This window comes from Mycobacterium sp. IS-1496 (genome assembly GCF_001499995.1).
Taxonomy (GTDB): domain Bacteria; phylum Actinomycetota; class Actinomycetes; order Mycobacteriales; family Mycobacteriaceae; genus Mycobacterium.
Window position 1 is genome coordinate 81396 of the sequence record NZ_LQIU01000045.1, and the last position, 24370, is coordinate 105765.

Annotated in this window: 21 protein-coding genes and 1 pseudogene; 14 read left to right on the forward strand and 8 right to left on the reverse strand. The window is 62.4% G+C overall.

Annotated elements, in window-relative coordinates:
* Positions 1-85: 85 nt before the first annotated feature.
* Complete coding sequence (locus AU195_RS25350; RefSeq protein WP_082703133.1) at positions 86-463, forward strand: DUF4189 domain-containing protein; 378 nt, start codon at positions 86-88, stop codon at positions 461-463.
* Here the strand turns inward: AU195_RS25350 and AU195_RS20135 are convergent.
* Entirely contained in the window at positions 452-1411 is a 960-nt protein-coding gene (locus AU195_RS20135; RefSeq protein WP_059160815.1) for a helix-turn-helix transcriptional regulator, read from the reverse strand. The two genes, AU195_RS25350 and AU195_RS20135, sit on opposite strands and share 12 nt — an antisense overlap.
* Before the next feature lie 61 nt (positions 1412-1472).
* On the opposite strand from AU195_RS20135, the gene AU195_RS20140 reads away from it, so the two are divergent.
* Both AU195_RS20140 and AU195_RS20145 read left to right on the forward strand, forming a co-directional pair.
* On the forward strand, positions 1473-1997 hold the full coding sequence (locus tag AU195_RS20140; protein ID WP_059160816.1) for a DinB family protein: 525 nt from the start codon (positions 1473-1475) through the stop codon (positions 1995-1997).
* On the forward strand, positions 1997-2599 hold the full coding sequence (locus tag AU195_RS20145; RefSeq protein WP_059160817.1) for a DinB family protein: 603 nt from the start codon (positions 1997-1999) through the stop codon (positions 2597-2599). Before AU195_RS20140 ends, AU195_RS20145 begins: the two co-directional genes overlap by 1 nt.
* A gap of 85 nt (positions 2600-2684) precedes the next feature.
* On the opposite strand, the gene AU195_RS20150 is transcribed toward AU195_RS20145, so the two are convergent.
* Positions 2685-3284: a TetR/AcrR family transcriptional regulator gene (locus AU195_RS20150; protein ID WP_059160818.1), complete on the reverse strand. Its 600-nt coding sequence runs from the start codon at positions 3282-3284 to the stop codon at positions 2685-2687.
* A 97-nt stretch (positions 3285-3381) separates the two neighbouring features.
* On the opposite strand from AU195_RS20150, the gene AU195_RS20155 reads away from it, so the two are divergent.
* The 5 genes from AU195_RS20155 (at position 3382) to AU195_RS20175 (ending at position 8804) form a co-directional block, all read left to right on the forward strand.
* Complete coding sequence (locus tag AU195_RS20155; protein WP_059160819.1) at positions 3382-4374, forward strand: oxygenase MpaB family protein; 993 nt, start codon at positions 3382-3384, stop codon at positions 4372-4374.
* An 83-nt stretch (positions 4375-4457) separates the two neighbouring features.
* On the forward strand, positions 4458-5822 hold the full coding sequence (locus tag AU195_RS20160; protein WP_059160820.1) for an ABC1 kinase family protein: 1365 nt from the start codon (positions 4458-4460) through the stop codon (positions 5820-5822).
* A 2-nt stretch (positions 5823-5824) separates the two neighbouring features.
* On the forward strand, positions 5825-6730 hold the full coding sequence (locus AU195_RS20165; protein WP_059160821.1) for an alpha/beta fold hydrolase: 906 nt from the start codon (positions 5825-5827) through the stop codon (positions 6728-6730).
* 132 nt (positions 6731-6862) lie between these two features.
* On the forward strand, positions 6863-7732 hold the full coding sequence (locus AU195_RS20170; RefSeq protein WP_059160822.1) for a cyclopropane mycolic acid synthase family methyltransferase: 870 nt from the start codon (positions 6863-6865) through the stop codon (positions 7730-7732).
* 172 nt (positions 7733-7904) lie between these two features.
* Positions 7905-8804 (forward strand): cyclopropane mycolic acid synthase family methyltransferase, encoded by a 900-nt coding sequence (locus AU195_RS20175; protein ID WP_059160823.1) that lies wholly within the window; start codon positions 7905-7907, stop codon positions 8802-8804.
* A gap of 65 nt (positions 8805-8869) precedes the next feature.
* On the opposite strand, the gene AU195_RS20180 is transcribed toward AU195_RS20175, so the two are convergent.
* Both AU195_RS20180 and AU195_RS20185 read right to left on the reverse strand, forming a co-directional pair.
* A complete protein-coding gene (locus tag AU195_RS20180; protein ID WP_059160824.1) occupies positions 8870-9184 on the reverse strand; it encodes a PASTA domain-containing protein in 315 nt (104 codons plus the stop codon).
* A 144-nt stretch (positions 9185-9328) separates the two neighbouring features.
* On the reverse strand, positions 9329-10903 hold the full coding sequence (locus AU195_RS20185; protein ID WP_059160825.1) for a PE-PPE domain-containing protein: 1575 nt from the start codon (positions 10901-10903) through the stop codon (positions 9329-9331).
* A gap of 288 nt (positions 10904-11191) precedes the next feature.
* On the opposite strand from AU195_RS20185, the gene AU195_RS25355 reads away from it, so the two are divergent.
* Positions 11192-12508, forward strand: coding sequence for a DUF1800 domain-containing protein (locus AU195_RS25355; RefSeq protein ID WP_286149394.1), 1317 nt, complete (start codon positions 11192-11194; stop codon positions 12506-12508).
* Between the two features lie 9 nt (positions 12509-12517).
* On the forward strand, positions 12518-13738 hold the full coding sequence (locus tag AU195_RS25360) for a DUF1501 domain-containing protein (RefSeq protein ID WP_082703134.1): 1221 nt from the start codon (positions 12518-12520) through the stop codon (positions 13736-13738).
* Between the two features lie 433 nt (positions 13739-14171).
* On the opposite strand, the gene AU195_RS20190 is transcribed toward AU195_RS25360, so the two are convergent.
* Entirely contained in the window at positions 14172-15668 is a 1497-nt protein-coding gene (locus tag AU195_RS20190; protein WP_082703148.1) for a tyrosine-protein kinase domain-containing protein, read from the reverse strand.
* 1175 nt (positions 15669-16843) lie between these two features.
* A complete protein-coding gene (locus AU195_RS25365; protein ID WP_082703135.1) occupies positions 16844-17377 on the reverse strand; it encodes an arsenate reductase/protein-tyrosine-phosphatase family protein in 534 nt (177 codons plus the stop codon).
* A 261-nt stretch (positions 17378-17638) separates the two neighbouring features.
* Here AU195_RS25365 and AU195_RS25370 point away from each other — a divergent pair.
* A pseudogene (locus AU195_RS25370) lies at positions 17639-18382 on the forward strand (IS481 family transposase); the annotation flags it as partial.
* Here AU195_RS25370 and AU195_RS25375 read toward each other — a convergent pair.
* Positions 18365-19570 carry an O-antigen ligase family protein gene (locus AU195_RS25375; RefSeq protein ID WP_172800646.1) on the reverse strand — a complete coding sequence of 402 codons (1206 nt, stop codon included), beginning with the start codon at positions 19568-19570 and terminating at the stop codon, positions 18365-18367. The pseudogene AU195_RS25370 and the gene AU195_RS25375 overlap by 18 nt on opposite strands.
* 360 nt (positions 19571-19930) lie before the next feature.
* Complete coding sequence (locus tag AU195_RS25380) at positions 19931-20770, reverse strand: WecB/TagA/CpsF family glycosyltransferase (protein WP_502687367.1); 840 nt, start codon at positions 20768-20770, stop codon at positions 19931-19933.
* Positions 20771-21147: 377 nt separating this feature from the next.
* On the opposite strand from AU195_RS25380, the gene gmd reads away from it, so the two are divergent.
* From gmd to AU195_RS25390, 3 genes are all read left to right on the forward strand, one after another.
* Positions 21148-22215, forward strand: a complete 1068-nt coding sequence (gene gmd, locus AU195_RS20200) for a GDP-mannose 4,6-dehydratase (RefSeq protein WP_172800647.1) — start codon at positions 21148-21150, stop codon at positions 22213-22215.
* The gene (locus AU195_RS25385; protein ID WP_082703137.1) at positions 22212-23189 is read left to right on the forward strand and encodes a GDP-L-fucose synthase family protein; all 978 of its coding nucleotides are present in this window, start codon (positions 22212-22214) and stop codon (positions 23187-23189) included. The genes gmd and AU195_RS25385 overlap by 4 nt, the downstream gene beginning before the upstream one ends.
* 190 nt (positions 23190-23379) lie before the next feature.
* Positions 23380-24369 carry a glycosyltransferase family 4 protein gene (locus tag AU195_RS25390; protein ID WP_172800648.1) on the forward strand — a complete coding sequence of 330 codons (990 nt, stop codon included), beginning with the start codon at positions 23380-23382 and terminating at the stop codon, positions 24367-24369.
* The last annotated feature ends 1 nt before the right edge of the window (position 24370 follow it).

The following is a 24370-nucleotide window of genomic DNA, read 5'->3' on the forward strand; positions in this document are numbered from 1 at the left end:
CGAGCGATCTCGCCTCAGTCTCGAGAAGGTACCGCTTCGGTGTCACGACCGTTCGCGTCGGCACGCTCCGAATACGATCCGCTCCATGGTGGCCCTCCGGCGTGTGCTTGCGATCGCGCTGGTGGCCGGGTGCCTCGGCGGAGGTGCGGCGTTGACGGCCCCGACCGCCGGAGCTCTGGGTTGGGGCGCGATCGCGGTGTCGCCCGATACCGGCAGGGTGGGTTATACGCAGGGTTTCAACTCGGCCGTCGAGGCCGAGCGCGCGGCGGTCGGCCTCTGCAGAGCCCGCGACTGCCGGCCGGTCGTGAACTTCACGAAAGGCTGCGGCGCTGTCGCCCAGGCGCCCGACGCGTCGTGGGCGCCGGGCGTGGGTCGCGACAGCGCAAGTGCGCAGAGGTTCGCATTGATCTCGTGCAGTCGATACGGTCCCGGATGCCGCATGGTGGGCGTGTCATGTAGCTGACCTGACGGCGCGGCGCAACCGGTCGGCGATGGTGCCGACGGCGGCGATCACCTCGGGTGGTTCGAGCACCTCGAACTCGGCGCCGGCGACGGCGAAATAGAGCGCCATGCGTTCGGGGTCGTCGGCGCCCACGGTGACGATGCACACATCGGGCCCGTCGGGCTCGATCTGCGCCGAGGCGGGTGGGAAGTGCGCGGCGATGACATCGACGGGCGCCTGGTAGCGCACGCGGGCGACGTAGCGGTAGGGCGAGGTGCTGATGGAGCGCCGCACGTAGTCGGCGGCGTCGGGCGCCTCGCGCGGGGCGAACGTGGTGCCCGCGGCGGTGACGTCGGCCATCCGGTCGAGCCGCAGGCTGCGCCAGTCCTGTCGGTCGCGGTCGTAGCCGAGCAGGTACCAGCGCCGTCCGGTGGTCACCAGTTGGTAGGGCTCGAGGCGGCGTCGGGTGGCGTTGCCGCCGCGATCGACGTAGTCGGCGGTGACGTGTTCGTGGTCGCGGCAGGCCCGGGCCAGGGTCATCAGCACGTCGGGGGCGACGACCTCGGAGGTGTTCGACGTGATCGTGACGGTCGCGTCGTGCACGGCGGAGACCTGTGAGCGCAGTCGGGCGGGCATGACCTGGTCGAGCTTGCTCAGCGCGCGCAGCGCGGACTCCCCCACCCCGGCGACCGAACCGCCCGCGGCCAGCCGCAGGCAGACGGCCATCGCGACGGCCTCGTCGGGGTCGAGCAGCAGCGGCGGCAGGGCGGCGCCTGCGCCCAGTTGGTAGCCGCCGCCGTGGCCCTTGCTGGCGGCCACGGGGTAGCCGAGCTCGCGCAGGCGGTCGATGTCGCGGCGCACGCTGCGGGTGGTCACGCCGAGGCGTTCGGCGAGCTCCTCACCGCTCCACACCCGTCGCGACTGCAGCAGCCCCAGCAGCTGCAGCACCCGGCTGGTCGTTTCGGACACACGGCCAGCCTGCCAGAGTCATAGGACAGAAATTGTCCTAAAGAGGTGCGACGCTGTACGCATGGATCTCACCGAGCAACTGGTCGACCAGGTGGACTTCCACTGGACGCATGCGCTGCGGCCTCGCCTGGAGGGCCTGTCCGACGACGAGTACTTCTGGCAGCCGGTGCCGAACTGCTGGACCGTGCACCGCGACGGGGGCGTCGACTTCAGTGATCCGCCTCCGCAACCGGCGCCGTTCACCACGATCGCGTGGCGGATGGCGCACGTGATCATCGGCGTCTTCGCGATGCGCAGCCATTCACATTTCGGCGGCCCGCCCGCCGACTACGGATCCTGGCCCTACGCCACCGACGCGGCGACGGCCCTGCGCCAACTCGACGAGGAGTACCAGCGCTGGATCACCGGGGTGCGCACTCTCGACGCCGACGCGCTGGCGCGTCCGTGCGGACCGGCCGAGGGCCCGTTCGCCGACTATCCGATGCTCGCGCTGGTGTTGCACATCAACCGGGAAGTGATCCACCACGGCGCCGAAATCGCTTGTATCCGAGACCTGTACGTCCACACCACAAAGGAGAACCACTGATGCCCGGCATGCCCCCGCCCGCCGCCGACGAACGGCAGACCCTCATCGAGTTCCTGGCGTTCAACCAGAACGCGTTCTTCTCGGTCGCCTACGGATTGACCGATGAGCAGGCCCGCTCGACGCCGTCGGTGAGCGCGCTGTCGGTCGGTGGACTGATCAAACACGCGGCCGGGGTGCAGCGGGCGTGGACGCAGCGGGTGGTGTGCGCACCGGAGTTCCCGCCGCCGGACCCGCGGCCGTTCGAGGAGCAGATGCGCGAGCATCAGGACGAGCACGTGATGCGCGAGGACGAGACGCTCGACGACATCGTGGCCACCCTGCGCGCGCAGAACGCCGAGACGCTGAAGGCCTTCCGCGAGGCCGACCTCACCACCCCGGTTCCGGTGCCCCACGACGTGCCGTGGTTCCCTCACGACATCGACCATTGGTCGGTGCGCTGGGTGGCGATGCATCTCATCGAGGAACTGACGCGCCACGCCGGGCACGCCGACATCATCCGCGAGTCGATCGACCGGGCGACAATGTACGAGTTGATGGCCGCCAACGAGGAGTGGCCGGAGACGGACTTCATTCGGCGCTGGCGGCCGACGCAGCCGGCGTAGGTCCCCCGAGCGCACGGTTGTTGACGGCCCCACTCGGCCGATGCGTACAACAACCGTGCGCTCGGACCGATCTCGGCGCGAAAAGTCAGCGGTCGAGCACCAACCGCAGCGCGTAGTCGACCACGGCGTCGAGGTCGTCGCCCAACGTGCCGGCCAGCCACTGCTGGGCCAGTTCGGCCATCGCGCCGGTGTACATCGCGGCGCCCACCTGCGCGGCGACCGGATCCGAGCCAGGGTGCAGCCGCCACCCCTCGACCAGCACCGCCTCGCGCAGCAGGTCCTGGGTGGCGGCGCGGCGGGCGGCCAGCACCGGGTTGGCCCGCGCGTCGGTGAACAGCACCCGCCCGCGCCGGGGATCGGCCGAACTGAACCCCAGCACGGCGGCCACCCCGGCGCGGGTGCGGGCCCGCAGGGTCTCCCCCGCCGCGGCCATGGCGGCGTCGACGTCGGCGGCCAACTGGGCGCTCACCTCGTCGTACAGCGCGCCGAGCAGGTCGTCGGTGTCGGCGAAGCTCTCGTAGAAATAGCGGGTGTTGAGCCCGCATTCGCGGCACACCGAGCGCACCGCGAGCGCGCTCTCCCCGCCCTCGCCGAACAACCGCAGCGCCGCGCCGATCAGCAGCGCGCGGCGTTCGGCGCGCCGGTCGGTCAACGGCACGCCGGCCCAGCGGGTGGGTGTCGGCATCCGTTCAGCGTACGTGTCGACGCGCGATCTGGTCACAGTTGTAGCCAAAGCGGTAGGGTGGGCACACCCGTCGCCACACCGCATCTGGAGGTCCACCGTGGACATGCCGCACGAGATCCTCACCCAGTGGTTGCGCGGCCGCATCGACTACGGCGGCATGCGGCGCAACTACTTCCGCGGGATGGAGTTCGCGACCCCGGTCGGCGACCCGGGCTGGTTCGGCCCGAGAAGCGCGGTCTGGCATGTGCATTCGCATATGGAGGCGTTGATCTTCGGTCTGCAGTGCGCGGCCTACATGGAGCGCCTCGACCCGAGCATCTTCTGGATGGGCATGCACCACTCGCGCCTGGTCGAACGCGACGAGACCGGCACCGCCACCGGCCGCCTCGACCCCGCGGGGGCGATGGCGCGACTCGGGCATTCGGTGGCGTTCTTCATCGGCACGGCCTACGGGTCGACGGACACGGCTGAGAAGCTAGCGACCACGGTCAGGTCCATGCACCACACCATCAAGGGCGTGCGTCCCGACGGGCTGCGCTACGACGCCGACGATCCGGACTGGTTGCGCTGGAACTACGCCACCGTCGTCTGGGGCATCGCCACCGCGCATGAGCTCTACCACCCGAATCCGTTGCGCGGCGAGGAGATCGACCGCTATTACGGTGAGTTCGTCCGCGTCGGCCACGCACTGGGCGGCACCGACCTGCCCGCCACCAAGGCCGACACCGCCGAATGCCTCAAGTCCTACCTGCCGAGGCTCGCGGTCACCCACGGCACGGCCATGGCCACCGGCCCGAACGTCGCGATCCCGCAGAGCGTCGTCGACTGGGCGATCCGCGACACCATGCCGAAGTGGGCCAAGCAGTTGATCCAGCACAGCGACCCGAACATCGTCGAACGCACGGCCCGGCGCACCGCGGTCTGGGCCGTCATCAACGGCCTGCACGCCGCGGCGGGCCCGGCGCGGGAGTTCCAACAGGCACGGGCGCGGGTCAAGGGCGGCACCACGGTCCCGCACACCGTGCCGACGTACGTCCTGGGCTCAGATCCGGAGCTCAGCCGGGACGAGATCGAGCACAGCTTCGCCTGAGCCCGCAACCGTCGTCACCGACGGACTGTGACCCGGGGCACACGTTTTTTCCCGTCACCGCGCATTTTGCAACACTGGAACCCATGAGTGCCACGCGAAAGACCCAGCACCGAGAGGTGGCCAGCCTGGACCGGGTGCCGCTGCCGGTCGAGGCCGCGCGCTTCGGCGCGACCGGGTGGCAGATCACCCGCACCGGCGCCCGTGTCGTCACGAACATCCGCGGACGCGGCAACCTCTCGCAGAAGATCATCAAACAGGTCCCGCAGACCTTCGCCGATCTCGGACCCACCTACGTCAAGTTCGGGCAGATCATCGCGTCCAGCCCGGGCGCGTTCGGCGAGGGACTGTCCAAGGAGTTCCGCAGCCTGCTCGACCGGGTGCCGCCGGCCAACCCCGAGCAGGTGGCCAAGCTGCTGCGCGAGGAACTCGGCGACGACCCGAAGAACCTCTACAAGAGCTTCGACGACAAACCGTTCGCCTCGGCGTCCATCGCGCAGGTGCACTACGCGACGCTGCACACCGGCGAAGAGGTCGTCGTCAAGATCCAGCGGCCCGGCATCCGCCGACGTGTCGCCGCCGATCTGCAGATCCTCAAGCGCGGCGCCCGCATCGTCGAGTTCGCCAAGCTCGGCCAGCGCCTGTCCGCCCAGGACGTCGTCGCCGACTTCGCCGACAACCTCGCCGAGGAACTCGACTTCCGGCTCGAGGCGCAGTCGATGGACGCGTGGGTGGCGCACATGCACGCCAGCCCGCTGGGCAAGAACATCCGCGTGCCGCAGGTGTACTGGGATCTGACCAGTGAGCGGGTGCTGACCATGGAGCGGGTGTCGGGTATCCGCATCGACGACGCCGCCGCCATCCGCAAGGCCGGCTTCGACGGCACCGAACTGGTCAAGGCGCTGCTGTTCAGCCTGTTCGAGGGCGGGCTGCGGCACGGGCTGTTCCACGGCGATCTGCACGCGGGCAACCTCTACATCGACGACGACGGCAAGATCGTCTTCTTCGACTTCGGCATCATGGGCCGCATCGACCCGCGCACCCGGTGGCTGCTGCGCGAATTGGTCTACGCGCTGTTGGTGAAGAAGGACCACGCCGCGGCGGGCAAGATCGTCGTGATGATGGGCGCGGTCGGGACCGTCAAACCGGAGGCCCAGGCCGCCAAGGACCTGGAGAAGTTCGCGACACCGCTGACCATGTCGACGCTGGGCGATATGAGCTACGCCGAGATCGGCAGGCAACTCTCGACGCTGGCCGACGCCTACGACGTGAAGCTGCCCCGCGAGCTGGTGCTCATCGGAAAGCAATTCCTCTACGTCGAGCGTTACATGAAGTTGTTGGCGCCGAAGTGGCAGATGATGAGCGATCCGCAGCTGACCGGGTACTTCGCCAACTTCATGGTCGACATCAGCCGTGAGCACAAAGAACACGAAGAAGACGTGGAGGTCTGAGCGTGGAGGTCCGGGAGGGCAAGGCGCCGTCGGGCGAGGTGCAGATCCACTACGAGGACATGGGCAATATCGGCGATCCGGCCGTCCTACTCATCATGGGCCTCGGCGCGCAGCTGACGTTCTGGCGTGAGGACTTCTGCCGCAAGCTCGTCGACCAGGGGCTGCGGGTGATCCGCTACGACAACCGCGACGTCGGGCTGTCGACCTACTTCGACGGTCAGCGCACCAAGGGGTCGCAGGTCGGAAACATGGTCCGGTCGGTCCTCGGCCGGCCCAGCCCCGCGCTGTACACGCTCGAGGACATGGCCGACGACGCCGCGGCGCTGCTCGACCATCTGGGCATCGACCGCGCGCACGTCGTCGGCGGCTCGATGGGCGGGATGATCGCGCAGATCGTCGCGGCGCGGCACGCCGCGCGCACGAAGACGCTCGGGGTGATCTTCTCGTCGAACAACCAGGCGTTCCTGCCGCCGCCCGGGCCGCGACACCTGCTGGCCGTCATCACCGGGCCGTCGCCGAGCTCGCCGCGCGAGGTCATCATCGACAACTCGGTGAAGGTCAGCCGGATCATCGGCAGCCCGGGTTATCCGCGGTCGGAGGACGCGCTGCGCGCCGACGCGATGGCGTTCTACGACCGGGCGTTCAACCCGGTGGGCGTGGCCCGGCAGTTCAACGCGATCACCGGCAGCGGCAGCCTGCGCAAGTACAACAAGCAGACCACCGCGCCGACCGTCGTCATCCATGGCAAAGCCGACAAGCTGATGCGGCCGTCGGGCGGGAAGGCGATCGCGAAGGCGATTCCGAACGCGCGGCTGGTGTTGTTCGACGGGATGGGCCACGAGTTGCCGGAGCCGCTGTGGGACGACATCGTCGGCGAACTCAAGACCACCTTCGCTGAGCGGCCCTGACCAGGGACAAATATTTCGTAATTGGGCTGGTGGTAATCCATCCGATAACATCGCCCCTTGAGCGCAGGGAGGCCGTTGCGGCCGTCAATGACGACGTGTGCAAGGCCGGATCCCGCCAGGAAAGGCACCACCATGGCCCCCACGGGCAAACTGAAGCCGCATTTCGAAGACGTCCAGGCCCACTACGACCTGTCCGACGACTTCTTCCGGCTGTTCCTCGACCCCAGCCAGATGTACAGCTGCGCCTACTTCGAGCGCGACGACATGACGCTCGAGGAGGCCCAGCGGGCCAAGGTCGACCTCGCGCTCGGCAAGCTGGGCCTGCAGCCCGGTATGACGCTGCTCGACGTCGGCTGCGGCTGGGGCTACACGATGATGCGGGCGGTCGAGAAGTACGACGTCAACGTCATCGGGCTGACGCTGAGCAAGAACCAGCACGCGCATGTCGAGAATGTGTTCGCCGCCTCGGACAGCCCGCGCAGCAAGCAGGTGCTGCTGAAGGGCTGGGAGGACTTCGATCAGCCCGTCGACCGGATCGTGTCGATCGGCGCGTTCGAGCACTTCGGCCGCGACCGCTGGGACGACTTCTTCGCCATGGCCTACCGCGTGCTGCCCGATGACGCCGTGATGCTGCTGCACACGATCACGGCGCTGACCATTCCGCAGATGATCGAGCGCGGCATCCCGCTGACGTTCTCGGTGGCGCGGTTCATCAAGTTCATCCTCACCGAGATCTTCCCCGGTGGTTACCTGCCGACGATCGAGCTGGTGGGCGAGCACGCCGGTAAGGCCGGGTTCACGCTGACGCGTGAGCAGTCGCTGCAGCCGCACTACGCCAAGACGCTGGACCACTGGGCCGAGGCGCTGCAAGCCCACAAGGACGAGGCCATCGCGGTGCAGTCCGAAGAGGTCTACGACCGCTACATGCACTACCTGACCGGTTGTGCGGATGCGTTCCGCAAGGGATACACCGACGTCAACCAGTTCACGCTGGTGAAGTAGCGGCACCCTCAGCAAAGCCACTAACTATCGCGGGCGTCAAACAGCCGGCGCCGGGGCCCGCCGACACGTGCCGGGGTGGTCATAAGGCCATCCTGAGGCAGGTAGGGTGCGGTCCAACGAACGTTTCGATGAACTGGATTTGACCTGTCATCAGGAAGGCCGAATAGCGACAATGTCTGACAAAGCCACGGGCACCAAGGATCTGATTCCTCACTTCGAGGACATCCAGGCCCACTACGACCTCTCGGACGATTTCTTCGGCGTCTTCCAGGATCCGACGCGTAAGTACAGCTGTGCGTACTTCACGGGGCCGACGGTGTCGCTGTCCGAGGCCCAGATCGCCAACGTCGATCAGCACTTGGACCGCCTGGACCTCAAGCCGGGGATGACGCTGCTCGAGGTGGGCTGCGGCTGGGGGCTGACCCTGGCGCGGGCCATGGAGAAGTACGACGTCAACGTCATCGGCCTGACGCTGAGCAAGAACCAGCAGGCGTACTGCACCAAGATGCTGTCGGAGTTGAACAGCGAGCGCACCTTCGACGTCCGGCTGGAAGGGTGGGAGCAGTTCCACTCCCCCGTCGACCGCATCGTGTCGATCGAGGCGTTCGAGCACTTCGGCTTCGAGCGCTATGACGACTTCTTCAAGACGTGCTTCGACATCATGCCCGACGACGGCCGCATGACGGTGCAGAGCAGCTGTGGGTACCACCCCAACGACCTGCAGGCCCGCGGCAAGAAGCTGACCTTCGAGCTGGCGCGGTTCGCCAAGTTCATCCACGAGGTGATCTTCCCCGGCGGCCGCATCCCGACCACGCAGATGATGGTCGAGCACGGCGAGAAGGCCGGGTTCGGGGTGCCGGAGACGCTGTCGCTGCGCAACCACTACATCAAGACCCTCGGCATCTGGGCCGCCCGCCTCGAGCACCACAAGGACGAGGCGATCGCCGCGGCCGGCGAGCAGAGCTACAACGACTACATGCGGTACCTGACCGGGTGCCAGTACTACTTCGTCGACGAGGCGCTCGACGTCAGCCTGGTCACCTACCTGAAGCCGGGCGCCGCCGCCGCCTGATCCTTGTTTACGAAGTCGCCCCGCCACTGTTTCAGTGGCGGGGCGATTTTCGTCGGTTCAGGTGGTCAGCACTTGTTGGGGCGGTTGACGCCGACCCCGGCCCACGATTTCGCGGTGAACGTCTGTCCCGCCCGCGGCGACTGCCAGCAGACGGTCCAGTTGGTCAGGTTGATGACCTCGCTGGGGCCGGACTCGTTGCTGTACTCGAGTTCCGGGCCCGCGCCGTCGGTCGCGGCGGTGTAGGCCTCCTGCGCCGCCGCGAGGTTCATGCCCCGCAGATCCGGCATCGTGAACCGGGTCGGTTGCGCCATGGCAGGCGGTGCGGTGAGCGCCAACGCCGACACGAATGCGACGGCGCCGGCAGCAATGCGGTATTTCATGTGATTCCCCTCCGGATCTCCCCTATGGCAACGGTAAACGACCGGTTACCCGTTGCCGGTCTGTTTGGTGCGTTCTGGTGAATACCCGAAAACAGCAACCGCCCGGCACTCTTGGAATGCCGGGCGGTTCGCTACCAAAGATTGTCAGGCAGCCGCCTGTTCTTCGGCGGGTGCGGTGTCCGCTTCCGGGTCGGCCTTCTCGGTCTCGGCCTCGTCGGTCTCCTCGTTGGAGGTCTCGCCGTCCTCGACGTGCTCCTGCTCGAGTTCCGCTTCTCCGAGGTTCTCGGTCAGCGGCGCCTCGTTCTCGAGGTCCTCTTCCTTGGAGGTCTCCTCCTCGAGCTCTTCGTCCTTCGTGCCGTCGATCTGTTCCTGCTCGTCGACGGCTCCCAGCTCGTCGATGATCTGCGGTGTGCCGGCGGCGTCACCTTCGCCGGTCTCGTCGACCAGCTCTGCACCGTCGTCGGCGACCGGCTCGATGAGCGTGGCGGGTGCGTCCTGCTCGTCGTCCGCGGCGAGACGGCCCAGGGCCTTGCCCGCTGCCAACACGTCGTCGGACAAGGTCTCGGACGGCGTCGGCACCGGGACGGCGATCATGCTGCCGCCGCGGAACGCGTCTTCGATCCCTTGGGCGATCGCTTCGACGAAGTCCACCGAGAACTGGATGGGATTGAAGGTGAACGGGTTGAACGGCAGGATCGACAGGTTCCGCGCGATCCCGGGGTTGGCCTGACGGTCGTAGCCGAGGTCGATCAGCAGTTTGGTCACCGGCTGCAGCAGTCGGACGACGGGTTCGACGAATGCGGATGTGCCGGTGGCGTTTCCGAGTTCGACGAGTGGCATGAAGATCGGCAGCGTGCCTCGCTGAGGGATGAGCACGAAGGTGGCGTCACCGTGGACGCGCTTCGGCGCGGCGGCGATGGCGGCGGCCAGGCTGGCCTCGTCGTAGCCGTAGGGCATGACGTCGGTGGGCGCGTTCGCGTTGGGGTCGAGGTAGTACCCGTGGACGTAGTCGAAGGCCATCAGCGCGTTGAGCACGGCCAGGGGGTTGCCCCAGTACTGCGGGGCGTCGCCGACGGGGTCGTATTCGAAGGAGTAGTTGGTGCTCTTGACGCCGATGTCGGTGGGCAGCTGCGGCCCGAAGGACACATCGAGCAGCGGGATATAGCGCAGGAAGCTCAGCCGCGACCACAGTCCCTGGGGGTTGTTGATGTTGCCGATGGTGACGACGGTGATGCGGTCCCGCGTCTCCTCGTCGAGTTCGGCGATGTCGTACATGGCGCGGGAGACGACCGCTCCGCCCTGGGAGTAGCCGAAGACGATGATGTCCTCGTTGTCGTTGGCGGGGTCGGCCAGGATGCCGGCGAGGTCGGTGTTGAGGTTGGTGACGCCGTCGCCCACCGACCTGTTCCAGGTGTCGCACGTCAGGCCGGGACACCAGCCGGGCAGCGGAATGGGCCAGAAGCTGGCGGGATAGTCGACGCCTCGGAGGTCGCAACCGTCCTCTGACGTACACGGCACGCCGGACGGGTCGATGTAGCGGTTGGCGGCGTTTTCTCGGTACTGGGTGTCGGTGGTGACGTTGTGCGTCCCGGTGCCGGGGACGATGAGCGCAATCGCGCCGAAGGCGATCGCTGCCGCGAAGGTGGAGGCGAGCCAGAGGCCGACGGTGGCGATGAGTGAGACGATGACGAGAATCGTTGCGTTTGCAGACTTACGCATGCGCCAAAGGGTCACATATGGAGCGTCGTTGTGAGGCCGATTGACCGACTCTGCCGACTGTGTCGATCGGCGCGCGCAAGCGAGCACTTTTGCGACAACGGTCTGTCGAGGCGCTAAGCATCGTTCGCCCAAACGCCAACCCTGTGGTTGGGTAACACCAACGCCATTTCACCCCAGGCTTAACCCGGTTTACGCCGCTAATCGCTTTGCACGGCGTGCCAGTCGGCAAGTACGCCACGTGTCGCGTAAGGTTGCTTCGAAGCAGACGTCGAGAGGAACCATCTGATAGTGCAGTCTGCTGAATGGAAGGCCACGGCGCGTTTGTTGCGGCGGACCGGCTTCGGAACTACAGGGTCAGCGGTTGATTCTGTATTCAGTTTCTCGACGACCGGCGAATATCTTGAACGCGCGTTCGGAGTCACAGAGTCGACCGATGCCGGACTGGCTGCCACACCTTTACCGGACTTGCGCATTACGGCTCCTCAAGCAGGAGGCGAAGCAACACCCGACGTTCGTAGTCGCTTCCAGAAGAAGCTGAGGGAGCGACGGGTGGAACTCGTCAGTTGGTGGTTGCGGCGGATGGTTGCCGTTAATGAACCAGCTCGCGAGAAGTTAGCTTTGTTGTGGCACAACCACTTCGCGACGTCGTTGGAAAAAGTGAGATATCCCGCGGAGATGGCCGCTCAAAACGAGAAGATCCGCACAATGTGTCTCGGCGACTTCAGCTCCTTCGCTTACGCGATGCTTAAGGATGCCGCGATGGTGCGGTGGCTAGATGGCGACTTGAATCGTGCTGAATCTCCTAATGAAAACTTGGCCCGCGAGTTCCTCGAACTCTTCGCGCTTGGTCACGGCAGTGGCTATTCGGAAGGCGACGTACAAGAGGGCGCGCGGGCTCTCACCGGATGGTCTGTGAAGAAAGACGGCAGCACCACGCTCGTACCCGCTTGGCAGGACACCGGGCCTAAACAGGTTCTGAACGTAAAAGGCAACTTAGACGCTGGCGGGTTTCGCGATGCGGTCCTAACGCACCCGCACTCCGCCCGTTTCATAGCAAAGAAATTATGGCGCCAGTTAGCTTCGGACTCCCCGCCAACAAATGCGATAATCGACCGTCTTCTGAGCGCATATGGCGAGGAATTCAACCTTCACGCGCTCACGAAAGCGATTCTTACAGACCCCGAGTTCAATAATGCAGAAGCCGTCGTCATCATCAGTCCAGTGGAGTGGTTGGTCGGCTTACATCGCGCGATGAACTTGCCGATCGATGATGCGAAAAAATCCAGCAAGGCCATCGCAACTCTGAAGTCGTTGGGCCACTTGCCGTTCTATCCGCCGAGCGTCGGCGGATGGGCTGGTGGACAGGCATGGTTATCCGCTGCCGCAGCCGGGATTCGATTACGTGCAGCTGCTGATCTTGCGAAGCAAGGAGACCTAAGCTCGATCGAAGAAACACCGGCTTCACATCGCCTGGATGCAGCGGGCTATCTGCTAGGTATCGGCTTTTGGACCGACAGCACGATTAGGGCCTTGAAACCACTTCTCAGGAGTCCTCCAGCCTTGGTGGCCGCGGCCGCAAACACACCCGAATACTTAGTTTCTTGAGGAGCTTCCGTGCATACCGTTACTCGTCGGAACTTCTTGTCAGGATGTGCGGGCATCGGAGGTGCAGGACTATTCGCCGCGACCACGACATTCACGTGGCCCCAGCTTATAGGTATAGCTCAAGCGGAGCCACTGACCGACGGCGACGGCATCTTGGTACTGGTGACGATGTATGGCGGCAATGATGGTATTAACACATTAGCACCACTCGCTGACTCCGCATATCACGACGCGAGGCCGGAGTTGGCGTACTCACCCGAAGAATTAATCGCCCTAGATGACGACTACGGGTTGAATCCAGAGATGAAAGGCTTGGCCGAGATGTTCAGCGGCGGGTCACTCGCAATCGTCAGGGGGGTGGGATACCCGAAACCCGACCGAAGTCATTTCCGCTCCATGGATATCTGGCAGAGCGGCACCCTAGATAACGGGGTGAACACTGGGTGGGTCGGGCGTTGGCTCGACGGAAGCGACGGCGACCCCGTACGCGCACTCTGCATCGGGTCAGTGTTACCCAGGCTAGCTATCGGCGAAAATGTGACCGCCGGCGCCTTTTCGACCCAGATTGTTCCGCCGACGAATTTTAAGGAATTCGCCGAGTCCCTCAGTCGACATGACCCTGCAGACAATCACCCGATGAAACTAGTGCGCAACTCCTACGGCTCGCTACCCATTGTCGCTGACGCGCTAGCACCTCTGCTGAAGGACACGGACGATGGCGCGCCAGTCAGCGAAGCGGGGGAGGGTAGCAAAGGGCTAGATGTTCAGCTAAACGCCGTTGCGAAGTGCATTTCCGCGGGCTTACCGACTCGTGTATATAGCGTGTCGATCGGCGGATTCGATACCCATGCCGACGAACGCGAGGACCATCGGCGATTAATTGGCATCGTCGACCGCGCCATCACCCGCTTCATAAAGAAGATGGAAGGCGATCGGTACGGCAAAAACGTAGTGTTGATGGCATATTCGGAGTTCGGTCGGCGTGTTCAAGCTAACGCCTCGGATGGCACTGACCACGGCACGGCAGGACCTGTTTTCGTAGCAGGTAGAGCTGTCCGCGGAGGCTATTTCGGCGACGAACCAAGCCTTACCGACCTAGACGACGGCAATCTTAAGGTGACAACAGATTTCCGCGATATCTATAGCGAACTTCTATCTGAGACGCTTCAGGCAGACCCAGAACCGATCGTCGGGCGTGGCCGCGCGCATCTGGGGTTCCTCAAAACGTAGTCGCGCGCCCCACCTCTCGCATTTGCTCAAGTCTCAACCGGCGTGCGGCCCTCACGAGCAACGGCCGCAGTCGACGCGAGCTTACCGCTGGTGAACGCCGACCGCGCCGCGGTGCTCACGTGAGCCAGGCGAACCTGGGATGCCACTTCAAGCAGTCCGCGTGCCCCACGTTGACGTCCACGATCCCTGCTGCCGCCGGTGCTGGCACTACATCAACCCACCTAGAGCCTCCCAGGAGGGCGGCTATCACGGGCTCGTCGACAGTCACGCTTGGTCGAAGGCTTCGGTGACGTATCGCGTCTCGGCTTTCACTCTTGGTCTACTCGCGTATTTGAGCTTATAACCATCCCGCTGACGCGGTGGCCCTCCCAGATAGCGATAGGAGAAGTGTGTGTTGTGTTTCCTTTGGGTTGGCGGACGCGGCACGCGTCCCCTATTCGCGTGAAGAATGCTTCCGGCGGCCGCCCGTTGTTTCGACCGTGTCTTGACTTGCTGGTGCGCCATTGCCGTTGTGCGAAGGAGCATCTCGCGAGGCGGGAGGTGCCAGCGCCGGCAGGGTACCTTGCCGGCGACCACCTTCTTCGCCGTAATAGCTATAGCTGTAGCTATACGCAGAACTTCCTCGTGTAGGCGTCATCGTGAATACAGCGCCCAGAATTGAAGCTCCGACGTCGGTCAGTGTGCCGACTGCATGCGTCAGCTGATCACGCTTGGTTTGCCCGAAACGGGCCATCACCAACACGCCGTCGGAAACGGCGGCCAGGATCGCAGCGTCGGTGACGGCAAGCAGCGGCGAGGAGTCGACGACTACGTAGTCGAATTGTGACCGCAGGTCAGTCAACAGGTTCGCCGCGGCCTGCGACCCAAGGAGCTCGCTGGGGTTTGGTGGCACCGCGCCCGCGGTAAGTGCCGTGAGCCCTGGGAAGCGCGTCTTCTGCAACGCCTCACTCAGCACCGCCTGTCCGCTCAAGACGGTGCTGAAACCGACGGCGCCGATCAGAGCCAAATACTTATGAACCGATGGCCGCCGCATATCGCCGTCCACCAGCACCACATTGTGTTGAGCCTCTGCCAACGCCAACGCTATGTTGATCGCAGTCGTCGACTTCCCTTCGCTTGGCGAGGAACTAGTGACCACAATGACTCGCGGAGGATTGTCGACTGCAAGAAACTGCAAGTTGGTTCGAAGCTTTCGGAACGACTCGGCAATAGCGGAGTTGTCGCTTTCGAACGCAATCGCCGGCTGCTTCCGGCGTTCCTTATCAAGCGGAATGCTGCCCACTACACCGGCGCCCGTGATCGATTCGAGCATTTCGCGGTCCTTGACGGTGTTGTCTAGCATATCGCGTAGGACTGCCAGACCAACGCCTAGCAGAAGCCCCACACCGAGCCCGGCCAAGAGATTCCGTGCAGTTTTCGGAACCACCGGTTTGTTTGTGACAGATGCGCGCTGTTCGACTACCACACGAGCGTCCGGTCGGGCGCCGTCTTCAGGAGTCTCCAACTCGCGGACCAAAGCGACGAATTCGTCGGAAAGCGTGTTCGCGATGTCGCGAGCCCGAACGGGAGACTCGTCGAGCACAGAGACGTTGAGAAGCACTGTCTCGGCTTTCGCACTAGCCTTCACGTTCTCTCGCAGTGCTTGGGCGCTCATGTCCAGCCCCAGCTTGTCGATGGTCCGTTGGGCGAGAGTCTCACCTTTCAGCAACTCCGCATACGAGGTGACTCGCTCTTGCGATAGGCGATTGCCTTGATAAAGGTCGGTAACCGACGCCCCCGCCGCGGTAGAAACGAAGAGCCTAGTCGACGCTTGGTAAAGCGGCGTGGTCGACAACGTGACCGCAACGGCGGCCACAACAGCGAACGCTATCGTGACACAAACAGTGATCCACCGGGAGCGCAGAACTTTCACGAATTCTTGGAGATTCAACGCCACCCCTTGATAGCTAATAACTCGAGCAAAGGACAGGCGCCCCGTGCCATCGAAATTGACAAAACGAATATCTCGTGGTCACTCCGACACTGGCGGCTTCGCGCAGAGAGCCGCATTATATGACCTGTGTATCGAGCACTGCAGCGCCTACGAGTATCCGCCCGGGAACAATCCGCGAGCGACGAGAACCCGGTAGTGTTCGGAACAGAATTCCATCATGGCCTGCTCGCGCCTCTGCGCCCACGCGGCGTGCGATAGCACTTACCGCGGCACGCGAGAATTCTGTCCACAGGTTACATAGGGCCACAAAAGCAACACCTGCCCCGCGCTTGACCGCGGTGGCGGATCCAAGGCCTTCCACCACTGGGCGAGGCTCAGAAATCACTGGGCGAGGCTCAGAAATCAAGCTGAGCACATTGTCTGCGATTCGCAGCCTCAAACTGGAGGAGTTACCGTGCAGCGGGACGCGTGACGGCGTCAACCGTGCCAACGGTCGAAATTTTCGTCGCGAAAGCAGACATTCCCCCCACAGGCATGATCCGACTTGGATTGGAGCGAGCATCGCAGATTGCACTCAGCTTGTCAATGTGAGAGTTGGTTGCTACAAGTCGGCCTCTTCGACCTACCGAAGGAGAGCGTCCTGGGCGCCTCGCCGCCACCTTGCAGGGCCAGTCGCCGCAATCCAAAGGCGCGGTTCATGGCAACGTGCGGGCGGCTTCCGAGCCCATCCGCTACGGTGGCCGGCTGGCGTCAAACCTGTTGCACGTCAGGCGAGTTCGTTCACCGTAAGGGTGAATCGAATCGACGGCGAGCAGACTCAACGAAGGGTCCTGTGTTTCCAGCAAATAGTCCGGGGCAGGAATGGCGCGCAGGGCATCCACCCGCGCAAGGCAATGCCGTCGCGCGCACGGCGAACAGTTAGCTCCGACCCCTGCCAGATCCTGAGACGACGACGCCCACTTCGAATTGGAACAACGACAATGAACACGATGCCCCTTACGTCACGCGCGGGGTTGAGTTCACCGACGAGTGCTGAACGGAAACTGCCGTGAACGGCGGAGCGTGGACGTGCAGGCCTTCTGAAGCTAGCACCGACCGCGTCCCGCGAGATGCTTGTCGCGGGCGTCACCGGTGTATCGCCTGCCGAGTAAGCTACGCGCGCCCACGTCGCCTCAAACCGAACGCACCCACGACCGCCGACATAGGTCAAGCAAGGGCGGCAACAGATTCCGGATTTGCATCCCTACCGAATCGAATACCTCCGGTCTTTGACCGATCGGATCCGGGATATCTAGCAGTCCGTCCACCTTCAAGTGGGGCCGAAGACCGGGAAGGTCCGCAACGCATTCTGCACCATAATCAGTCGCCAACTGTGCAGCTTCGACGAGCGTGAATGTCTTGTGAAGTTTTTGTGGTGCGAGCATGAGAACTCTGTCAAAATGGGCTCGCGCCATCGTGATGATGAGATCGGCGCTCGACGCAATCTGAGGGGTTAGCTGCCGTGCAGTGAACCCTGAAGAATCCCCACCCAAATTGCCAAGCACTCGAGACGACTCACTATGGATAGGATGCCCTATCACTGCGCGTGTTCCGGCACTTGAGGCCTGCAGGGCTGAAAAACCCGAACCAGCTGCGTAGCTGCGTGCTAAACGTTCAGCCGTAGGTGATCTACAGACGTTCCCTGTGCAGACGAAGAGTACGTGCAGGACACCCTCCTAATTTTGAAGACGAACGCGACCAGTAAATCTCCGTATTCGGAGAAATCGAAGGTCTCTTCGATAGCATCGACTCACAGAGTGTAGGTACTAGAACTTAGCTCGACGGTACTACGGACGCGCGAGCGCGAAGATCCGAAGCACCTACAACCGCGGAGGCCGAGAGCGGCATGGGTTCAGGTTGAGGCCTAAGCGCAGCACACCCTTCGAAGTTTCATGACGACCCAGCAATATGGATCCCGCTCGCGTTCACGGGTACTTCGCCGGTGGGGGCCGGCCCGAATCGCCTACCTGCTAGGGCTCAACGTCTCTACAGTGCACCGTGTCCTGACACGATACGGACTGGCCAGACTTCGGTGGCTGGACCGCCCCACCGGGCGGGTCATCCGCCGGATGAACTCCGCCCATCCGGGCGACCTCGTGCATGTCGACGTCAAGAAAGTAGGCAAGATTCCGGCCGGAGGCGGGTGGCGGATGCTGGGACGAAGTGCAGGAAGGCGGCACTCCCATGCCGATCAGAGCCGCGGAACCGGAGAAGACCGTAGCGGACGGCGTGGCTATCACTTCGTGCACACCGCCATCGACGCGCACTCTCGCCTGGCCTACTCCGAGTTGCTGACTGACGAACGCAAAGACACCGCAGCCGACTTCTGGCGACGCGCCAATTCCTGGTTCAATGAATGCGGGTTCACCGTACGAACAGTGTTGACAGACAATGGCTCCTGCTATCGGTCCCACTCATTTAGAGAAGCCCTCGGCGACATCGAACACCGCCGCACCCGCCCCTACCGACCGCAGACCAACGGCAAGGTAGAACGATTCCACCGCACCCTTGCCGACGAATGGGCATACGCTCGCCTCTACACCAGTGATCTCGACCGCTGCGCGCAGTTTCCCCGTTGGCTGCACACCTACAATCACCACCGCGGCCACACCGCACTCGGCGGCCAACCACCCGCCACCCGCGTACCTAACCTCTCAGGTCAGTACATCTAGCGCGGTGAAGCGTGCACCCTGCGACTCGAAACGGTCTAGCGCAAGAGACAAGCCCACCAAACTGCCAAGCGGAAGCATAACGAACGGATATACGAAGGGGTTATCTGTTATCGCGATCAAACTGATGCTAAGCAGTCCAATAAAGGCCGCCCAATGTAGCGGATGATCCGTATCTCTGGCACTCCGCAAGGTCCGCCACATCAACGCGGCATAACCAAGTGCAAAGAGGCCAAGGCCCACTATGCCGAAGTCAAAGAAGAGACGCAAGTACTCATTATGCGGGTGACTCTGACCTGGCACCCTTTCGGCGATGAGCGCTGCGCCAGCTCCGGTGCCGTGACCGAAGATTAATCCGTCCGAAGATTCAGATATAATTAGGTCCCACAGCCTCGCGCGGCCTTGCGTGCTTATATTCAGATCGCCCACTTTCAATGCGTTGTCTCCGACTAAGAACCGATCTCTAAACGGGGTATAGTAAACAACAAGCGCATATGCCGAGAGGGCGACACCGACGACGATAAATAAGGCTCTAAGAAGCCGTTTTCCGCCCGCCGAAACCCCGCGTGTGAACTTCCTCCGCAGAGCTAGGAAGGCTAGAAGCGCGAGCCCGATCGCCGTGCTCGTTCGCGACAGGCTCAACGCCATCGCAGCGACGGCCGCGAACGGTGCGAATCGAACGAATCCGTTCTGCGGCACGCCGGGTATCACTACCGCCAGAACAATTAAGCCGACCATAGCCATCGCGCGTTCGGCGAGGAACGTGAGACCTACAGCGGACATCATCAGCGTGAGATAGGCAGCGACCGTGGATACGCTCCTCATAAGGCCCCACCCGCGAAGGACCAACGCTGGAGACCGTGCAGCGGACGCGAAAAGTATCGCTCCTACGAACGACAGATATACAGACGCATTCTGGATCGAATCAGCGTTTGCTTCGCCACTAAAGGACGTGATCAAGAAGCTGCTAAAAAGCAGCAGTATGAAGCCCCAGATCGGCCATGGCAGCCCAGGACGAGCAGACCCCTTTCCGTCGAGAGCATCTGTTCGCGAAGAGGCGGTGTTGATGTATGCCGGTAACATGCAAAGAGTCAGCGCAGCGACAAGAATCGTGAGCGCGCCAGACATAGTTACTGGACCGAGTTGAATGTGCCGAGGCGCCGCCACCACAACCATCCAGAATGCGCCCACGGTGACGGTAAAGGGAAGCTCGGCGATCCCGGGGCGCTCAATAGACCGGGCGAGGGGCGTCGAGCGCGGCTGGACGCGGGCCGTTGTCTTGAGTCGGGGCCTCGGCATAGTCGGATCGTACAGATGGATGCCACTGCAGGTGTTTATGCGGGCGCTGGGAGGGACGCTCCATCGCCGCGATCGAACTTGGTCAAGGGTGGTCGGGCATCCGGGCCGACGGTTCGAACGAACTTCCGAAACTATTATTCCGCAGAGGGGCCACCAGAAAAACCATCTCGTTTTTGGGCGTTCTTCGCTGACACGTCCTGCGAAGCGTATTTCAGGGCACCGTGACACTAATGAGGCAAGCGCGGACCGAACTTAGTCGACACCGCACTTTGCAGCGGCCCGCTGCGTCCTTAAGCTTCGCAGCGCCACCCATAGGAATTCGACGTTTCCTATTAAGTAGCGCCGCCATAGGCGTCTGGGTTCGGCTAGGAGCCGAAAGAGCCATTCGAAACCCGAGCGTTGGATCCATTCTGGCGCTTCGGTAACCGTTCCTGCACAGAAGTCGAAGGCAGCACCCACATTAATAGTGGTAATGCCTATCTTGGCCGCGAGGGCCGTTCCCACGACGTCCTGCTTCGGAGTACCTAGACCAATCCACACCACGTCCGCTCCTTCTCCGACGATTCTCGCGGCGCAGTCCTCTATATAGTCGTCGTCGACTGGCGCGAAGGGCGGAGAATAGGCGCCTACGATCTGGACACCCGGGTAGCGCTCGCGGAGCGCCTTTTGAAGCTCGACCAGTGTCTCTGGGCTGCCCCCGAGCAGGAAGTGTTTCAGATTACGACGAGTTCCCGCCATCAAAACTGCGGTAAAGAATGACGGCCCTCGGACTCGTTCTGCCTTTGCTCGTCCGCTGCGACCAACATTCATTAGCCATGCAACGGGAGTGCCATCGGGAAAGTTCACGCCTTGCGAGACCAGTAGCTCGCGATATGTTACGTCCTTCCCAGTCAAGGCCACGTTCCATGCGTTCGCGAGCCGGACGTTTATTGGAAGGTGCTTTACGGCGGCGACATCCACCAACCAACCCACGGCTCCTTGGAATGTGGCAACGCGGAAAGGAACGTCACCGACGCGCGCGACTTCGAAACCAGTAGCCCCCACCCCTCCCGAGGAGGAATTGCGATCTCGGGACAAACCTTCGCTGTTCACTCGCTCAATACTAAACTAGAAGGAACCTCGCTCGATGTCAGCGCTCGCGCGGCGGCTCAATGCGCGCAGTGAGACCGACCGCCTCGGCTACCAGATAGTGGGGCGCTCCTCAACAAGACGCAGCAGTCGTGTTGTCGCAAAAGCGGAACGCACATGCCCGCCCATGATCTCGTCGCTGGCGCCTAACGGGCTTCGGCTGCCGCTCCCGGATCTAGCGGTCTCTGCGCTCAGCCAGCGGAGTACTGCGACTTCTTTCTTCTGGGGTGTGCGCTTAGTGCCGCCGAGCACCGTCCATCATCGACGTACAGGGTCGAATCTCGAGCGGGCCGGTAAGCTCTCTGCTCAAACACGGTCGGCGCGTCGGCCGTCGCAACGAAATGGGGGAATTCGTGCCGAAGCGTGCTCTAATCACAGGCATCACAGGCCAAGACGGCTCATACATGGCCGAGCTACTCCTTGCAAAGGGGTACGAGGTTCACGGTCTGATTCGCCGCGCGTCGACTTTCAATACGGCACGTATCGACCACCTCTATGTCGACCCCCATACTCCCGACGCTCAACTTTTTCTCCACTACGGAGACCTGAGCGACGGAGCGCGTTTGGTGACACTACTTGCCGCGATCGAACCGGACGAAGTCTATAACCTGGCTGCGCAGTCTCATGTTCGTGTGTCTTTCGAAGAACCGGAACACACGGCCGACACTACTGGTACCGGAACCGTCAGGATGTTGGAAGCGGTCCGCCTCTCCGGTATAAGCACTCGATTTTACCAAGCTTCGTCCTCGGAATTGTACGGTGCAACCCCTCCTCCACAGAACGAAAGCACGCCCTTCTACCCCCGGTCACCATACGCAGCGGCGAAATTGTACAGCTACTGGATTACCAAGAATTTTCGTGAGGCTTACGGCATGTTCGCCGTAAACGGTGTCCTCTTCAATCACGAGTCTCCGCGTCGCGGCGAAACCTTCGTCACCCGTAAGATTACACGTGCAGTCGCCGCGATAAGCGCAGGCCAACAGGACTTTTTGTACTTGGGCAATCTCGACGCTGTCCGTGACTGGGGCTACGCCCCGGAATACGTCGAGGGCATGTGGCGGATGCTGCAAGCTGACGAGCCTGATGACTACGTCTTAGCCACAGGGGTGGGAATAACAGTCCGAGAATTCCTAGAAACCGCCTTCTCGCACGCGGGTCTACAGTGGGAGGACCACGTACGTTTCGACGAGCGCTACCTCCGACCCACCGAGGTCGACGCTCTCATCGGCGACTCATCCAAGGCTCGGGCGAATCTCGGATGGACCCCCGTGACAACCGGTCGCGAACTCGCCCGACTCATGGTGGATGCAGATATAGAAGCCCTAAAACATGCGGGTCGGTCGTGGATTGACCAGGTGAAATTGGAGTCCTGGGGCACTTCGCGCCAACTCGAGGCCGGCGCCCGGTGACCGACGATACTGCATTCACCCCGCGCGCACTGGACAGAGACGCAGCGTTCTATGTCGCGGGCCACAAAGGCCTTGCCGGCTCCGCCATCGTGCGCAAACTTCGCACTGAGGGCTTTACTAACGTCATTGGTAGGAGTTCCGCTGACCTGGATTTGCGCGATCGGCCGGCGGTCTTCGACTTCTTCAACGACCTTCAACCCAGATACGTCGTCTTGGCCGCCGCAAAGGTGGGCGGAATTCTGGCGAACAACTCCTACCCCGTCGATTTCTTAAGTGAAAACCTCCGCATCCAGGTAAACGTCCTCGACGCTGCGCGCGAGGTCGGTGTGGAGCGACTTCTGTTCCTCGGATCTTCATGCATCTACCCCAAGTATGCCGAACAGCCAATTCGAGAAGAATCGTTGCTGACAGGCCATCTCGAACCTACAAATGATGCGTACGCGATTGCAAAAATCGCGGGCATAATTAATATTCAGGCGGTCCGCCGACAGTATTCTCTACCATGGATTTCAGCCATGCCAACTAATCTGTACGGTCCAAACGACAATTTTTCACCCGCGGGGTCGCACGTCTTACCTGCATTAATTCGGCGTTACGATGATGCGGCGAGGTCTGGGGCGCAGTCCGTGACGAACTGGGGATCCGGCAAGCCAAGGCGCGAATTCTTACACGTCGATGATATGGCCGATGCGTGTTTCCACCTACTAGAGCATTACGACGGACCCTCACACGTCAACGTTGGTAGTGGGGTCGACACTACGATCCGAGAGATTTCCGCCATTGTGGCATCGGTGGTCGACTATACCGGCGAAACGTATTGGGACACGACCAAGCCGGACGGCACCCCACAAAAGCTTCTCGACATCTCACGGCTCGCAGAGCTCGGGTGGGCGCCCAGAATTGGACTCCGCGACGGTATCGCCGGAACGGTCGAGTGGTATCGCCAACACGTGGGTGAACTGCGCGGGGTTTGAACTTCGCGTCGCCGGGCTCGTTCACATGTCCTCCACTTCAGAGCGCCATCACGTAAGGGACCGCAGCGTGGATCATGCTACAAAAATTCTGATAGTGGGCCAGACTCCGCCCCCCTTGGGTGGGCAAGCCGTTATGGTTCAAAAAATCGTCGAGAGCGACCTGAAAGGGATCCAGCTACACTTTGTCCCGATGCAGTTCTCGAGCGATATGGACGATATCGGTCGATTCCGATATAAGAAACTGTTTCGTCTACCGTCACTTATCATCAGAATATGGATATCGCGCCTCCTGACCGGAGCACGAACGCTGTACTATGCCCCTGGGGGAGAGACAATCACCGCGGTCGCGCGGGATATCGCGGTGCTGTTGTCTTGTAGGCTGCTCTTTGCTCGAGTGATTTTTCATATTCACGCGGGCGGCTTTACCGACGTGGCCGAAGCTACTCCCCTGCCGTTTCGCGTACTCGCGCGGCTTGCATACCGTAAACCCGATCTTGCGATTCAGTTAACCGAAAATAGTCCACCCGACGGCGCTCGCATTGCGGCGAAGCGCATCGTACACATACCAAATGGAATCCCAGACGATGCGGGTCGTTATCTGGCTCACTTCCGCGATCCGTCTGCGTCGCAACGAATCGAGCTTCTCTTCGTCGGCATGGTCTCCGAGAGTAAGGGCGTCCGAGTACTGCTAGAAGCCTGCGCCCTGTTGAAGCACCGTGGGTTCGACTTCCGCCTACGCGTCGCCGGACGCTTCCACTCGCCAGATTTCGAAGAGGAATGCGCATCCTTCATCTCTGTGAACGACCTCGGGGCTAGCGTAGAGTTCTTAGGCGTGGTGACCGGCGACGAAAAATGGCAAATGTTCTGTAGCGCGGATATTTTTTGCTTTCCCTCTCACTTTAAATCCGAGAACCAAAGCCTCGTAATTCTCGAGGCAATGCAGTTCGGTCTTCCTTCGGTGGCGTCCGACTGGCGAAGCATGGCGACGATGATTCAGGATGGAGAAACCGGATACATCGTTCCCGTCGGGAATTCCAACGCGCTAGCGGACCGGGTAGCGTGGCTAATCGAGAATCCGGACCTACGGGCGAAGATGGGTCAAAAGGCCCGAGAGGTTTTCCTTTCTGCCTACACGGACGACGTCTGGCGGGCCAACATTGAATCGGCAATTAGGGGATAGG